Origin of the sequence: Leclercia sp. UBA7405 (assembly GCF_037152215.1) — a bacterium.
In the GTDB taxonomy this organism is placed as follows: Bacteria; Pseudomonadota; Gammaproteobacteria; order Enterobacterales; family Enterobacteriaceae; genus Enterobacter; species Enterobacter pneumoniae.
The window spans coordinates 1,893,612-1,908,316 of the sequence record NZ_JBBCMR010000001.1; the positions used below are offsets into that span (position 1 = coordinate 1,893,612).

General features: G+C 54.5%; 14 protein-coding genes. 1 reads left to right on the forward strand and 13 read right to left on the reverse strand.

The window, feature by feature from the left end:
• From WFN75_RS09260 to flhD, 11 genes are all read right to left on the reverse strand, one after another.
• Window positions 1–966: a Csu type fimbrial protein gene (locus WFN75_RS09260; RefSeq protein ID WP_207291980.1), complete on the reverse strand. Its 966-nt coding sequence runs from the start codon at window positions 964–966 to the stop codon at window positions 1–3.
• Window positions 963–3,344 (reverse strand): fimbria/pilus outer membrane usher protein, encoded by a 2,382-nt coding sequence (locus tag WFN75_RS09265; protein ID WP_336996055.1) that lies wholly within the window; start codon window positions 3,342–3,344, stop codon window positions 963–965. Before WFN75_RS09265 ends, WFN75_RS09260 begins: the two co-directional genes overlap by 4 nt.
• Window positions 3,320–4,078, reverse strand: a complete 759-nt coding sequence (locus WFN75_RS09270; protein ID WP_040075086.1) for a fimbrial biogenesis chaperone — start codon at window positions 4,076–4,078, stop codon at window positions 3,320–3,322. The genes WFN75_RS09265 and WFN75_RS09270 overlap by 25 nt, the downstream gene beginning before the upstream one ends.
• Before the next feature lie 15 nt (window positions 4,079–4,093).
• Window positions 4,094–4,642 carry a Csu type fimbrial protein gene (locus tag WFN75_RS09275; RefSeq protein ID WP_040075085.1) on the reverse strand — a complete coding sequence of 183 codons (549 nt, stop codon included), beginning with the start codon at window positions 4,640–4,642 and terminating at the stop codon, window positions 4,094–4,096.
• Window positions 4,643–4,653: 11 nt separating this feature from the next.
• Complete coding sequence (locus WFN75_RS09280) at window positions 4,654–5,223, reverse strand: Csu type fimbrial protein (protein ID WP_040075084.1); 570 nt, start codon at window positions 5,221–5,223, stop codon at window positions 4,654–4,656.
• A 455-nt stretch (window positions 5,224–5,678) separates the two neighbouring features.
• Window positions 5,679–6,182: a chemotaxis protein CheW gene (gene cheW / locus WFN75_RS09285; RefSeq protein WP_040075083.1), complete on the reverse strand. Its 504-nt coding sequence runs from the start codon at window positions 6,180–6,182 to the stop codon at window positions 5,679–5,681.
• Between the two features lie 21 nt (window positions 6,183–6,203).
• The gene (cheA, locus tag WFN75_RS09290; protein WP_336996056.1) at window positions 6,204–8,222 is read right to left on the reverse strand and encodes a chemotaxis protein CheA; all 2,019 of its coding nucleotides are present in this window, start codon (window positions 8,220–8,222) and stop codon (window positions 6,204–6,206) included.
• A 4-nt stretch (window positions 8,223–8,226) separates the two neighbouring features.
• Window positions 8,227–9,156 carry a flagellar motor protein MotB gene (gene motB / locus WFN75_RS09295; RefSeq protein WP_046885083.1) on the reverse strand — a complete coding sequence of 310 codons (930 nt, stop codon included), beginning with the start codon at window positions 9,154–9,156 and terminating at the stop codon, window positions 8,227–8,229.
• On the reverse strand, window positions 9,153–10,040 hold the full coding sequence (gene motA / locus WFN75_RS09300) for a flagellar motor stator protein MotA (RefSeq protein WP_040075080.1): 888 nt from the start codon (window positions 10,038–10,040) through the stop codon (window positions 9,153–9,155). Before motA ends, motB begins: the two co-directional genes overlap by 4 nt.
• Before the next feature lie 123 nt (window positions 10,041–10,163).
• Window positions 10,164–10,742: a flagellar transcriptional regulator FlhC gene (gene flhC, locus WFN75_RS09305; protein WP_040075079.1), complete on the reverse strand. Its 579-nt coding sequence runs from the start codon at window positions 10,740–10,742 to the stop codon at window positions 10,164–10,166.
• 2 nt (window positions 10,743–10,744) lie between these two features.
• Window positions 10,745–11,095: a flagellar transcriptional regulator FlhD gene (gene flhD, locus WFN75_RS09310; protein WP_040075078.1), complete on the reverse strand. Its 351-nt coding sequence runs from the start codon at window positions 11,093–11,095 to the stop codon at window positions 10,745–10,747.
• A gap of 792 nt (window positions 11,096–11,887) precedes the next feature.
• Here flhD and uspC point away from each other — a divergent pair.
• On the forward strand, window positions 11,888–12,316 hold the full coding sequence (gene uspC / locus WFN75_RS09315) for a universal stress protein UspC (RefSeq protein ID WP_207291984.1): 429 nt from the start codon (window positions 11,888–11,890) through the stop codon (window positions 12,314–12,316).
• A 19-nt stretch (window positions 12,317–12,335) separates the two neighbouring features.
• On the opposite strand, the gene otsA is transcribed toward uspC, so the two are convergent.
• Window positions 12,336–13,760 (reverse strand): alpha,alpha-trehalose-phosphate synthase, encoded by a 1,425-nt coding sequence (gene otsA, locus WFN75_RS09320; RefSeq protein ID WP_046885081.1) that lies wholly within the window; start codon window positions 13,758–13,760, stop codon window positions 12,336–12,338.
• Window positions 13,735–14,541, reverse strand: a complete 807-nt coding sequence (otsB, locus tag WFN75_RS09325) for a trehalose-phosphatase (RefSeq protein WP_046885080.1) — start codon at window positions 14,539–14,541, stop codon at window positions 13,735–13,737. The genes otsA and otsB overlap by 26 nt, the downstream gene beginning before the upstream one ends.
• Window positions 14,542–14,705 lie beyond the last annotated feature (164 nt).

Sequence of the window (14,705 nt, forward strand, 5' to 3'; positions counted from 1 at the left end):
TTAGAAGGCGACATCAACAATCAGGGTATCGGTGTAACTACCGGCGGGCGGGGTGGCCTGGGTCGTCAGGACTTTGGCGGTGTAATTATAGGTACGCAGCAGGCCATCGGCGCTGACCTGTGAGGAGGTGCCGCTGGACCAGCGCTCCGAACCGCTGCTTCCCCAGCGGTTGGCGGTGGCGCCTTTATAGATGTCATAGCTCATGCGGTTACTGCCGCTGGCCATTTGCCGCACGTTGTTGAGGGCGTTAGCGCCATTGTTAATGCCAATGGTGTAAACGCTGCCCTTGGTACAGGAGACAGAGATTGCCTGCGAGACCGTGGGGAAATTTTGCACCAGCGGCGCACTGTTGAAGTTGATATCCGGCGTGGTCATGGCGCTACAGTCATTGGTGACATTGATATCCACCGCGATGCTGGTGGTGACCGTACCGGTTTGCGGCGTAAGGCATAATCCGACCGCCCCCACCGAGCAGACGTTGTAATAGATGCTGAAATTGAGGGTGACCCGATAGGGTCCGGCGGTGACATTCTGCCCGGCCAGGGTACGAAAATAGAGCGGAATATTATACTGCCGGCTGCCCAGCAGACCCAGCAGCGTGTTGCCGCTCCAGGTGTAGGTTCTGCCGATCTGCACTTCGTTAGCGGTATTACACCCGGAGGCGCCGCACAGCCGGACAGGGATGACGTCGGTGATTGCCGCATTATCGGTGCGTTTCAGGGTCGCGCGATTCGACGCGGCAATGGTGGCCCCGGTGTACGTTAAGGTGATGGAGTCGTTGGTCAGCAAATTCAGTATTGCATCGCAGTTCACGACCAGCGTGCCGGTGGTCTGCACTTCATTGCTACCGCTCAGCGCAAAAGAGGTCACGCTGCCAAAGTTAGCGTTCAGGGTACTGGCAGTACAGGCCCCCCAGCTGGCGCCGGAGAGCATCAGCAGCACAAAGAGCAGTAGCAGGCGTTTCATGGCGTCAGCCTGCAGGTGAGTGGACCGTATGTTTGCAGCTTATGGTCCGGGTTGGCGGCCAGTGTGAGGGTGACCTTGCAGGTTTGGCCTTCCGGGGTGCGCACCTCTAACGGATTGATGTCGTTCAGATCCTCGAGCCAGGCGATACCGTCATACCCCACGGTAGCGTTGGAGTGCGACGCCCGTCGAACCTGACTGCCCAACGGAATAGCATGCCCTTCCCCATCGTGCAGAATCACGCTGGCGACCCGCTCCTGCTCCATCGGAAAATCAACCAGATAACCGCTATTACGGCGCAGGGCGACCCGGCGTTCGGTCTCTTTCAACCGGGTATCGGCTGGCAGATCGAGAGTGTTAATGCTGTAGCTGGCGGGATAATAGGCCGAGACGCCGCTAACCAGCAGATAGCCATTTCTGTTCGTTTTTCCGACCGGCTGGTTTTCATAGCTGACCGGCACGTCCGGCTGCCCGTCGGTGCTGATGACCACGAAGGCGTCGTTGATCTTATTGGCCGCAAAGAGTTCGCCATCCATCAGCACCACCGAACCTAACGCTTCGCCCCACCAGGTCATCATGTCACGTTCGCCGTAACCGCCGCCCTGCACTTCAATATTGTTATTGCGCCAGCCCAGCGACGCCTGCTGATAATTGCTGGAGCGGGACTGTCGCGCCAGCGCCATGTTCCAGCTAAAGCCGCCGTCGGTCGGCATCGAATGGTTGTAGTTGAGACGCTGGGTACTGCCCGAATCCGGCGTATTCTCCAGAGTTACCGCAGCACTGTCGCGCTCGCCAAGCGGAATTTGCAACGACATGGCCACGGTCCAGTCGCCGCGCTGCTGATCCCGGCTGGCGGCCAGATAGATACTGCTGCTGCCCCAGAGATTGCGGCTCCAGGAGAGGTTAAGCAGCTCGGTTTTCTGGCTATCAAAACTCTCTACGCCAATCCATGCCGCACCGATGTTACCGTAATCGCCGAGGTTAACGCTCACGGAGTATTGATCCGTATTGCGGCTGAGACTGGCAATAGGCTGGTTGTATTCGTCATAAATCGTAGGCTGATCGTACAGCGCCAGGTTACCAAAGCCGCGATCGCGGCGGCTGTGCTGGGTAGCAAGACTGAATGCGCTGGTACTGTACTGATAACCCCAGTTGATCTGCTCCCCGTCGTCGCCGCGCATCCGGCTGTGAGACAAGGCGGTATTCACTACCCCAAAGCGACCCAGTTTTACCACCGTGCCTGCCCCGCCAAGAGCCAGCTCCTCCGCCCCCTCAACGTGTCCTTCAAGAGTGAGCCAGTCGGTCAAACCATAGCGGTAGGATCCGCTGCCCGCCGCCGGGCCGTAGTCGAAATTTTCAATCCCGTAGTTACGTCGCAGGCTCCCGAGGGTTATCGCCCCGTCGCTCAGCCCCTCTTTGAGCAGTTCGCTGGTGACGTAAAACGGAAGTGTGGTGCTTACCTGGCGACCAAGCGCATCGGTGGTGACCAGAACCGCATCACCCGCGCCATTGATATAAGGAAGGTTGGTCAGGGTGAAGGGACCCGGCTGTAAGCGGGTGGAGCCAGCCCGGTAGCCATTCACAAAGAGATCCACCGACGTTGGCACCGCCGCCTCGCCGGAAAATTCCGGCAGTGGCCAGGTCACAAGGTCCGGGCGCAGCGAGAAGTCACGGCCGTAGCTGATACCGCCCATGCGCACACTGCTGCTCCAGCTCAGGGCATCGCTGATCACATCCCCGGCGCTCCAGGTGATGGCGTCATCTTCATTGGTCACCAGCAGCGTCGTGTCGTAGCGCACATACCCCTCCTGCTGGCCGCCGCCAGAGAAGTTTTGCCGGTAATAACCGGTCGAGGATAATGAACCCCGGTCGTCAAAATAGCGGAATTCATGCCAGAGAGAGGCTTGCCCGCCCGCGTGCTCGGTTTTGCTGGAGTAGAAGTCATAGTTCAGCAGCGCCCCTCTGCCGTAACGCGGTTTGCTCTGGGCAGGCGTGCCGCCGAAGGGGGTAACCCTGGCAGAGATCCAGTCTCGCGGCACGCTCAGCAATAGACGCTGGCCGGCGCTATCATATTCGGTTCTGACGCCGGTTAGCTGCGCCAGATTGACCTCGCCTGGCGGCACTTTTTCCGGCGGTAGTCCGGCGCGCAGCAGATCGGCGCTGGAGATCCAGAACTCACCTTTACGCTGGCTCACAGGCACTACCTGTCCGGTGTCGTAATGGTTAACGATCAACCCCAGTTGAAACACGGCTTCGTCATTTAACGACTGCGGTGCGGGTGGCGGCGGTAAAGCGTCATCGCCGGTTTCTGCCCAGCTCGCGGTCGACAGACAAAGCAGCATCATCATGGTCGGTTTCAGTTGACGGGGGCCGACTGCCATCGCGTATCCCGGGCATTAATTTCCGCACTCATCTGTCCCGGCTGGCCAATCCCGGCAGGCAACGGCCAGCTGCGTTCGCTGCCCGGTAAAACATAGCCGAGCAAACCATCCGCGATAGTTCGTTGCTGCCCGCCCTGCGAAAGGGTGACCTTGCTTAAGCGAACATGCACGTCGCTGCGGTTACGCACCTGTAGCGCCGGTTGTCCATTGTCGCGAACCACTCGCCAGCTCAGGGCGTTGGTATCGACCAGAGCGTGATGCTCTCCCTCTTTAATGGTCGGGATCCCCTGTCCATAAACAAACAGCGGAATGGAGTAACGCATCTGCAGTTTTAGGCCCATTTGCGGCGTCGCGTTGTCCTGAGGCTGGGGAATTTCATCGACAATAATGCGGTAGGCCTGCTCGACGCCCACCGGCACATCACCTTGTTTAATCAGACGAATCAGCTGTTTACTGCCTTTCGCGATGGTGACGATAGGAGGGCTGGCGACCACATCCTGCTGCGCGGTGTAGCGCTCAAGGCCATTCTCCTGCCGCCAGCGCACAATGCGCACCTGCATGGTGGTGGCGCTGTTTCCCTGATTCTGCACCCACAGCTCGGTCGCTTTGGTATCCGCAGAGAGCCAGGGATCGATTGGCCAGAGTAGAATGGTTGCCGCGCCGTGCGCCGTGCCTGCCGTGATGCCCAGCGCCATGGCTAACGCCAGCGCCCTGCCGGATGCAAATATCCTCATCGTCCTTCTCCCTATTCACCATGACAAGGTCACGGTGAGTTGATCTGAATAGTTTCCTGCCGGGCTAAAGCCGGTCAGAAGCGCCACGCCAAAAAGTGGCAAGGCAATGTTATTGCTATTGGTATAGGCCACCGGAATGGCCTGGTTTACGCCGATTTCACTGTTGGCCCCAAGCGAACTGCTGCTGTAGAGGCGGTACGCCACGCGCTGAGTTCCTCCGCTGCGCTGCATATTCCGTACCGAGGTGTAATACTGGCCACCGTCGATAGTCATGCTCAGCGCCACGCCGGGTGTACAGGCAATGCTGAGCGCGCCGTTAGGAACAAAACTGGTGCTGACCTGGCCGCTCTCCACCCCGGAGCGGGTACCAAAGTTGAGCGTCCCTAACACACTGCCCGTGCCAGCCATCACCGAGCATCCGGGAGTGATGGTGGCGTTAACCCTGAACTGCTGGGTGGTGATCGCCTGAGCGCTCTGTGTTACCAGCAGCGCCAGGCTTAGGCAGAAAAATGTGCGCAGCTTCCCCTTACCCCGTGGCCGGAGCGATGCACTCTCTACGCGCATTGCGGGACAGCTTAATAGGTGACGCTAACGTTGATGGTATCGGTGTAGGTGCCGGGGACAACCGTCACGCTGTTGCCACCACCGGTAATTCGGCCATACAGCGTATAGCTGTTTACGCCCCCGGCGGTGGATGCAATCGGAAGCGGTGCGTTATTGGCAATGATGTTGTTGTACCCGCTGTCGCTAAACAGACTATAAGCCACGCCCTGTGCGGCATTGGCCGTATTCACCAGATAGCGCGTTGGGGTCCCTGGCGTACCCACTACCGTACCAGGGGCCGTGGAGTTGGTGTTGCCGGTAATGGCGACCGTATAACTGTCGGTGGTGCACTGTATGGTAAAGGTATTGCCGCCGCTGGCCCCGGTAAGCTGGGTAGTCAGGGTGGAGAAAGTCGCCGGGTGAGTACCGAAGTCCAGAGTACCGAAGTTAATGCCGTTTTGCGTTGGCGATCCGTTGATCAAGCATCCGTTGGTCAACGTCAGGGTTGCGCCAATCGTCCCGCTGCTGGTTACCGCCTGCGCCGAACCGGCACTTAACGCCAACAATGAACCTGTGAATATCGTGAGAAGTTTCCTGTTCATTTTCCACCCTCCAGAAAATGTAATTAGCCGTTGTCTATTTGGCTAACGCATAATTGGTGCTGACTCATTATGGTTATTTATGAGTCACTAAAATGAATTTAGTTTACGGAACGACAATCAGCCACTTTTATTGCACTCTATCGGAAAAAACGGGTGTTAATTTTTAATGTTCATCAAAAACAACAACTTAATGTAATTTTACTTTTCCTGAATCGCTGTTTTTTAGCGTTTTAGCGATTTAATTTATGATCATGTTCGCAATTCAGGGCGCTGAAAGCTTTCAGGATAAATAGCCTGAAGGGGTTATATTTAAATTCTTATAATAAACAGTTAAGGATAGCTAAATGATAGGCGGGCTATTTATGCGAAATATATTTTGCAGAAGCGTTTTTTTTACGAGGAAAAAGCAGAAAAGGGGATAAAAAAAACGGGAGGGATTCCCCTCCCGTTACACATCAGGCTACGTGCGTCGCGGCAATGTCCAGCAGTGCCATCTCATCGCTGTTCAGTAACTTCTCGATGTTCACCAGAATCAGCATCCGCTCACCCAGCGCACCCAAACCGGTCAGGTACTCGGTTGACAGCGTCACCGCGAATTCTGGTGCCGGGCGAATCTGATCGGCAGTCAGGGAGAGGACATCAGAGACGCCATCCACCACAATGCCCACCACACGCTGACCGAGATTCAGTACGATCACGACGGTGTTATCGTCATAATCCACGTCGCCCTGGCTGAACTTCACGCGCAGATCGACGATCGGCACGATGACGCCACGCAGGTTGGTTACGCCTTTAATGAATTCAGGCGTGTTAGCAATGCGAGTGACCTGATCATAGCCACGGATCTCCTGCACTTTCAGAATATCGATACCGTATTCTTCGTCACCTAAAGTGAATACCAGGAATTCCTGCCCTGACGGCTCGCCGGCCAGCTTGGTTACATTACTCATACCGGTCATGTTATTACCTTCTTAACAGTATCAGGCGGCTGTGTACGCCACACGTTGTTCACGATTTAAACCCTGAAGCGCCGAAACATCGACGATCAGCGCCACGCTGCCATCCCCAAGGATGGTGGCGGCTGAAATTCCAGGCACTTTGCGATAGTTGCTTTCCAGGTTCTTCACCACGACCTGGTGCTGGCCAATCAGCTGATCGACCAGCAGCGCATAACGACGACCCGCGCTCTGCAGAATGACCACAATCCCCTGCGTCGCCTCGGTTTTGGCCCCTGCCACATCGAACACTTTCCACAATTCCACCAGCGGCAGGTACTCGCCACGCACTTCCAGTACGCGCTCGCCACCCGCCAGCGGATGCAGATCTTCTTCGCGCGGCTGCAGTGATTCCATTACTGCGTTCAACGGCAGAATGAACACTTCGCCTGCCACTTTCACCGACATACCGTCGAGGATCGCCAGAGTCAGCGGCAGCAGGATACGAATGGTGGTACCCGTGCCCTGTTTAGACTGAATCTCAACGTGGCCGCCCATCTCCTGGATGTTACGTTTCACCACGTCCATGCCCACACCGCGGCCAGAGACGTCGGTCACCTGCTCGGCGGTGGAGAAGCCAGGGGCGAAGATCAGCATGCCCACTTCTTCGTCGGTCATGTTTTCACTGACTGCCATCCCCTGGGAGATCGCCTTCGCCAGAATACGCTCGCGGTTAAGGCCTGCCCCGTCATCGGTCACTTCGATGCAGATGTTTCCGCCCTGGTGTTCCGCAGAGAGAATCAGATTCCCGACCGGTGATTTGCCTGCGTTCACGCGGGTTTCCGGCAGCTCGATCCCGTGGTCGAGGCTGTTACGCACCAGGTGAGTTAACGGATCGATAATGCGCTCGATCAGGCTCTTATCCAGCTCGGTGGAGCTGCCCATCAGAGTCAGCTCAATCTGCTTATTCAGCTTGCCCGCAAGGTCACGCACCAGACGCGGGAAGCGGCTGAAGACGTATTCCATCGGCATCATACGGATCGACATAACCGATTCTTGCAGATCACGGGCGTTGCGTTGCAGCTGGCCCATGCTGGTGATCAGGTCACCGTGGTTGACCGGATCCAGCTCGTTCGAGCGCTGGGCCAACATTGACTGGGTAATCACTAGCTCGCCCACCAGGTTGATCAGCTGATCGACTTTTTCAACCGCCACGCGGATGCTGGTCGATTCGCTGGAGCGCGCCGCCGGTTTTTCCGCGCGGTTTGGCGCGGCCGCTTCGCGAGGCGCGGCTTTTACTGCCGGTGCGGCAGGAACGACGGCCGGTGCAGCCGGGGTTTCGGCAACCGCGACCACCTCAACGGCGGCTGGCTCGACGGCAACTGGCGTTTCAAAGCTAATCTGATCCGGTTCAATCACGAAGCAGAGCACCGCCACAACATCATCTTTTCCGATGTCGCCATTCAGGGTCGCGGCAAGGGTATCTTTCCCTTTCACCACGTCGCTCAGCGTAGCGAGGTTGCTCAGCTCTTCTTCGAGAAGGTTAACTTCGCTCTCTTTCAGACCAGACAGCACGATACGCAGACGATCGTCCTGGGCTGGCGCCGCGGCAGGGGCGGTCTCTACAACGCTCAGTTTCGCCGGCGCAACGGCAGGTACCGCAGCTTCGCCTTTGGCTTCCAGCGCTAACTGGCGCAGAGCGTTGCAGATATATTCAAAGCTGGCGGCATCCGGCTCTTGCGAGCTTTTATAGGCGTCGAGCTGTTCCTGCATAATATCTTTGGTTTCCAAAAACAGGTTGATAATATCGGTATTGAGCTGCATCTCACCGCGCCGCGCTTCATCCAGCAGGTTCTCCATTAAATGGGTCGTCTCCTGCAGAATGGTGAAACCAAAGGTTCCGGCGCCTCCTTTTATAGAGTGCGCAGCACGAAAGATGGCGTTGAGCTGCTCAGAGTCCGGTGCTTCGGGCACCAGGTCCAGCAGGTGTTGCTCCATATCAGCCAACAGTTCGTCGGCTTCATCAAAAAACGTCTGGTAAAAATCGCTAATATCCATGCTCACGCTATCACCTCGGATTGGCTGGTGGCGATGTTGGAACGGCAGCCGAAGGCAAGGCGCCAGGCTGTTTCAAATCATCCAGTGACTCACTCTGACTCTCGGCGTTTTCATGCAGGATGGCCTGCTCCGCCTGGTTGTTGAGCACTAAAAGACTAATACGACGGTTAATGGCATCATCCGGGCCGCGATCGCTCATGCGCATGGTTGCGGCCATGCCGACAACCCGCAGCACTTTGCCATCGTCCAGGCCACCTATCACTAATTCGCGGCGGGAGGCGTTAGCGCGATCCGCAGAGAGCTCCCAGTTGCTATACCCTTTTTCACCGTTGGCATACGGGAAGTCATCGGTGTGGCCGGAGAGGCTAATTCGGTTCGGGATCCCGTTCAGCACCGGGGCGATCCCGCGCAGAATATCGCGCATGTAGGGCTCCACTTCGGCGCTGCCGGTTTTAAACATCGGGCGATTCTGGCTGTCGATGATTTGAATACGCAGCCCTTCCTGCACCAGATCGATCTTCAAATGCGGACGCAGCGCACGCAGTTTCGGATCCGCCTCGATCAACTGGTCGAGATCGCCGCGCAGTTTTTGCAGGCGACTGCGCTCCATGCGTTTTTTCAGCTCGTCGATGTTCGGTTCGCGTTTCACTTCGCCCTTGGACTGGGTGTAGTCATCGCCCCCGCCGGGAATCGGGCTATCGCTATTGGAGATACGCTGCCCACCGGTCACCGCCGTCGCCAGCGGGGTACGGAAGTATTCGGCAATCTGGATCAGCTCTTTCGGGCTGGAGATTGAAATCAGCCACATCACAAGGAAAAACGCCATCATCGCGGTCATAAAGTCCGCATACGCGATTTTCCACGAGCCATGGGAACCGTGCCCATGGCTTTTGTGTTTGCGTTTTTTAACTATGACGATGGGATGGGACTGGTTTTTCATGCGTCCTCAGTGGTCGTCTGTTGGTTGGGGTTTTTCACCGCACGCACGTGTTCTTCCAGTTCGATAAACGACGGACGCTCGCTGGAGTAGAGGGTCTTACGCCCAAATTCCACTGCAATTGGCGGGGCATAGCCATTAAGGTTGGAGAGCAGCGTGATCTTGACGCACTGCATCATCTTGGTGGTTTCGGCGCTCTTCTGACGCAGTACGGAAGCCAGCGGCGAGATAAAGCCGTACGCCAGCAGGATCCCGAGGAAGGTACCCACCATGGCGTGGGCAATCAGCGCCCCCAGCTCTGCCGCGGGACGATCCGCCGAAGCCAGGGCGTGTACCACCCCCATTACCGCGGCCACGATCCCGAACGCCGGCAGGGAATCCCCCACCAATGCCAGGCTATTCGCCGGCACTTCGGATTCGCTTTCATGGGTTTCGATCTCTTCGTCCATCAGGGCTTCGATCTCGAAGGTGTTCATGTTGCCGCTGATGATCAGACGCAGGTAGTCAACGATGAAATCGAGCATGACGGTATCCGCGATAATACGTGGATAGCTCGCGAAGATTTCGCTCTCTTTCGGGTTTTCGATATCCCGTTCAAGCGAGAACATCCCCTGCTGACGCGACTTCGCCATCAGGCGATACAGCAGTGCCAGCAAGTCCATGTACATACTTTTGGTGTATTTAGAACGACGGAACAGCAAAGGTAACGCCTTCAGCGTCCCCTTGATCGCTTTACCGTTGTTACCAACGATAAAGGCCCCCACCCCTGCGCCGCCGATAATGATCAGCTCGGCCGGTTGATAGAGTGCCCCAAGGTGCCCGCCGGTCATCATGTAACCGCCGAAAACTGTACCGAGAACAACCAGGTAACCTAATAAGATAAGCACGACATCATCCTTCCGCTAGTGACTTTCGCAGGATGCGCAGCTCGGGAGGTTTAGCCAAACGGCGGGTAAAAAAAAGCAGCGGTAATCACTTACCGCTGCTGGAATCTTGCCCACACGTAAGGGTTAAACAGCCTGTTCGATCTGTTCATCCAGCAGTTGTGGAATAATATCGGCAGCCTCCCGGGAAAGTTTACGTCTTTTTACGGCTCGGGATGGAGGCTGGCACAAACTACAGGCGAAGCTGCCTGCAGGCTGATGAGCGTGGGTGATAAAGTTGCCGCCGCAGCAGTTGCAGCGAGAGAGTTCCAGCATTCCGCTTTCAACGAAACGCACCAGTGTCCAGGCACGCGTCAGTGCCAGCAAAGGCCCCTCTTCCGGCTGTGGACACTGTTCAAGATAGAGTTTGTAGGCTTTGATAACGGCATCAACGCCGCTGCATAAGCCAGTCTTCAGTAAATACTGCCAGGCATTGCAGAACATCGAAGCGTGAATGTTCTGCTCCCAGGTCATAAACCAGTCGGTTGAGAACGGCAGCATGCCTTTCGGCGGAGGGCTACCGCGCAGCTCTTTGTACAGTTTGATAAGGCGACCACGGCTCAGCTGAGTCTCGCTTTCCAGCATTTGCAAACGAGCACCAAGCGTAATCAGTTCCATCGCTAACTGAATGTCTCGCGCTTCCTGAACAATGCTTTTTTCGCTCATTATCAGGCCCTTTTTTTCCTTGCCGCATCATCAGGCTGGCTGATTTCGTTGAGCAGGCGTGTCGAGAGTAAAATACCGGTATGGACCTGTTGCAGATCGTCAACACGGGATTCTTGAGTGAGACGCGTAATAGCCTGAGGATTATCGAAGCGGAACTGGCAAACCAGCTGATTCGTCTCGGCTAATTTAACCATCTGTGGCAGTGTTAATCCGCCCAGAGAGGTCGCCATCTCTTCGTTGATACCCAGTCGGAACATAGCGGACGCCTTGTCCTGGCTAATCAAGCGCTGTGCAAGCAATAAATATGACAAGTTGATGTCATAAACGTGTTTTAGCAACTCGGATGTATGCATTTTTCCCATCCCGAATAACCAACTAATATTTTTATGCGGTGTAACCGCACCCCGTGATGTCGCCGGGAAAAACCCCGGTAAAAAAGAAGAAAAGGCTAAAATGCATAGTTGAATTAAGGTTTGTATAGAGTCCGAACGACACGAAAAAATAGATTCCTTTTCTTCGCGTTTATCATTTCTTACAAATAACTAAGATTTTTCCTAATTCGACGCAACTGTACTCGTCCGGTTTGTCACATACAATGCAGCCCTCGCTGAAATTTAAAATAAATGTGATCCGCGTCACATAATTTAAGTGAATTTGAGGCAGAAATCCATCAGTATGACTTCTAATTTGCCCTCTTTTTGAACGATTAAGGGAAGAATATATTCTGAACAGACGAATACTCATGCAGAAGTGTTAATAAGTCAGGCACGCATCTTGCCGAGAGCGTCCGTCATCGCCCCCTACGCAATATCAACCATTTCTATGTTAGAAACGTTAATAAAATACTCTTTAAATACAGCTGCATGGGACATGTCAATGGGTAAACTATTACCTTGCGTTACCATTTTTTGGGTCGTTGATTTTGTTTAAAAGAGGTTGGCCGATGTGGATTGAATTTGTATTATTTCGGTTAAGTGCATGTTTTTTGACTTGCTATGCAGTACACGGATTATTCTTTCTATAAGAATAATTAATGAATAATTATGATTAGCGTCACACAATTGACATGTCTACCCCTTGCGCTGAAAAACATTCCGCGCTAAAGCTGATGAATAGACCGCTCACGCGCTAAAAAGGAGTGTCCAATGCGTTACTCCCATCTGCTTGTTTCTGTTGCTGTTTCTCCTGAAAGCCACTATCTCCTCGCCAAAGCGGTGGCCATCGCCCGCCCTTATCAGGCCAAAATTACGGTGGTTACGCTTAGGGCTGAACCGGAAATGTATAACCAACTCGCCGCGCCAATGCTGGAAGATATTCGTGGGGTTTTACAGGAAGAAACGCAGACATTTTTGAATGAACTTGTCGCGCAGGCAGAATATCCTCTCACCCGCGCAGTGATTGCAACGGGTGAATTGAGCGAATATATTCTCGATATTTGTGAAAAGCAGCAGGTCGATTTAGTGGTATGTGGCAATCATAATCAAAACTTTTTTTCCCGGACTACCTGTTCTGCTAAAAAAATTGTTAGCAGCACTAAAGTCGACGTGCTGTTAATACCGCTCGGCGGTTTATAAAACCACCGGCGGTATGACCTCAGGCCAGTTTAGGAAAAGTTGCGACCTTTTTTTGGAGATTGCTCTCCACGCTGCGAGCGGTTATTTGATTTAAATCGTCAATAAAACGCGCCTGCCAGCGATCAATATCGTTCTCTTTAATAATTTTCATCATTTCTGCATGACGCGAAATACGTTCCGTTAACGGCATCGTTAATGCACGGTTGAGTGCGTTCGCCACATCATCGCGGTCATAAGGATTGACGATCAACGCAGAGGTCAATTCGTTCGCCGCGCCGGCAAACTGTGATAGTACCAGCACACCGGGATCGGCAGGATCCTGCGCGGCGACATACTCTTTCGCCACCAGATTCATCCCGTCTCGCAATGGCGTAACCAGACCGACCTCCGCATAGCGGAACACCTTCATCAGAATTTTGCGATCAAAATGCTGGTTGAGGTAGTAAAGCGGGGTCCAGCCCAGCTGACCATAGCGGCCGTTAATACGCCCTGCTTCGGTCTCCAGCTGATGGCGAATGTCCTGATAAGCCTGCACCTCTCCCCGGGACGTAGGGGCAATCTGGGTGTAACGAATTTTGCCATGATGCTGCGGGAACTTGTCCAACAGGGTTTCAAAGGCAAGGAAACGCTCCGGCAACCCTTTGGAATAGTCGAGACGCTCTACGGAGAAGATATTCTTCACGTTTTTCAGTTCGTTTTTGAGCTGCGCCAGTTTTGGCGGCAGAGGTCCGGAAGCGTCGGCGGCAATCTCGTCAGGTTCAATACCAATCGGATACACTTCGGTGCGGAATCGCTTACCCCAGGCGCTGTAAGAACCATCATCGTGGCTGGTCAGGCGCGTTTTGCTGGCGACACAATCCAGGAAAGCCATCTGATCGTTATCGGTCTGGAAGCCCAGAAGGTCATAATCACACAGCGCTTCCAGCAGCTCTTCTGCAGGCGGCAGCGCGTTAAAAATCTCAGGGGTCGGGAAAGGAATGTGCAGGAAAAAACCGACCCGGTTATTTACGCCACGTTTGCGTAGCTCACCGGCGAAAGGCAGCAGATGATAATCATGTATCCACAGCCTGTCGTCCTCTTCCACCAGCGGCAACAGTTTGTCTGCCAGCATGCTATTTACCCGGGTATACCCTTCCCAGGACTCACGCTGGAACTTAACCAGATCCAGACGATAGTGAAACGCTGGCCACAGTACGGCATTTGAAAACTGACAATAGTACTCTTCGTAATCCTGCTCGCTAAGGTTAAACGATGCCCAGGTGATGTTCCCGCGCGTCTCCTTTTTAAGCGGCTGATCCTCGTTGCCTATGTCTCCGCTCCAGCCAAACCAGAGGCCGCCTGCGGCTTTTAACGCCCCAAGTACCCCGACAGCAAGACCACCCGCACTGGCTTTTTTATCGTCCGGCGGTGCGATTCGGTTAGAGACTACGACTAAGCGACCCATAATGATTTCTCCTGTTAGTTTGCGCTATTTCTTCTTCTTGTTTCTGGTTAGCGACTTGTTTAACCCATTCCCAGACGCTGGAGACGCCCTCCAGGCGCCATTTTGCCGCGGTATGACCCGGGCCAACCTTCACAGATAAACCCTCCGCCTGGTTTACCACATTGAATCCGTACTCATCCGTCAGGTCATCGCCGAAAAAGACCGGCGTTTTACCCAAAAACGGCGGTTCTGCCATAAATGCAGCGATGGCCTCACCTTTGTTGATGCCTTTTGGCTTCAACTCCACCACGCATTTACCCGGCTGAAGTGACAGCTGAGGGGTTTTCTCCACCATGCGGGACGCCAGCGCCATGATATCCGCCTCATACTGCGGCGCGCGCCGATAGTGCAGCGCAAAGGCCATTCCTTTCGCTTCCAGCTCGGTTCCCGGCAATGCGGCAAGCGCGATGGCCAGCTCGGCATGCAGCGATTGAATCAGGCTAGTCGGGAGGGAAATAATATGAGAGTGATCATGGATGTCGCGGCGCTCTGCCCCGTGTACGCCGGCAAGCGGGAAACGGTATGGCGCGGCCAACTGATCAAGCTCGGCCATTGAACGCCCTGATATCAATGCCAGTGCCCCCTGATTTTGTAGCGCAAGCTGATTAAGCGCCTGCAAGACATCAGGTGGAACAACAACCTCGTCCGGATGTGGTTTTATCGTCGCCAGCGTTCCGTCGAGATCAAAAAAATAAGCAAAATTTCCAGCTAACACAGGCGGTGCAGTTAACGTATCTGCCACACTTGTCCTCCTCACAGTTAATGAGATATCAAGTAACGGATATCTCTACAGCCATGTAAGTATAGACAGTGTGACGCTGCTCGCCATTTGAAGCCCCCCTTCCCGCTGCGGCTGGAAGGGGGTTTTGTAGGCAACTACACTTAAAAGTTGGGTCGCCAGAGGGG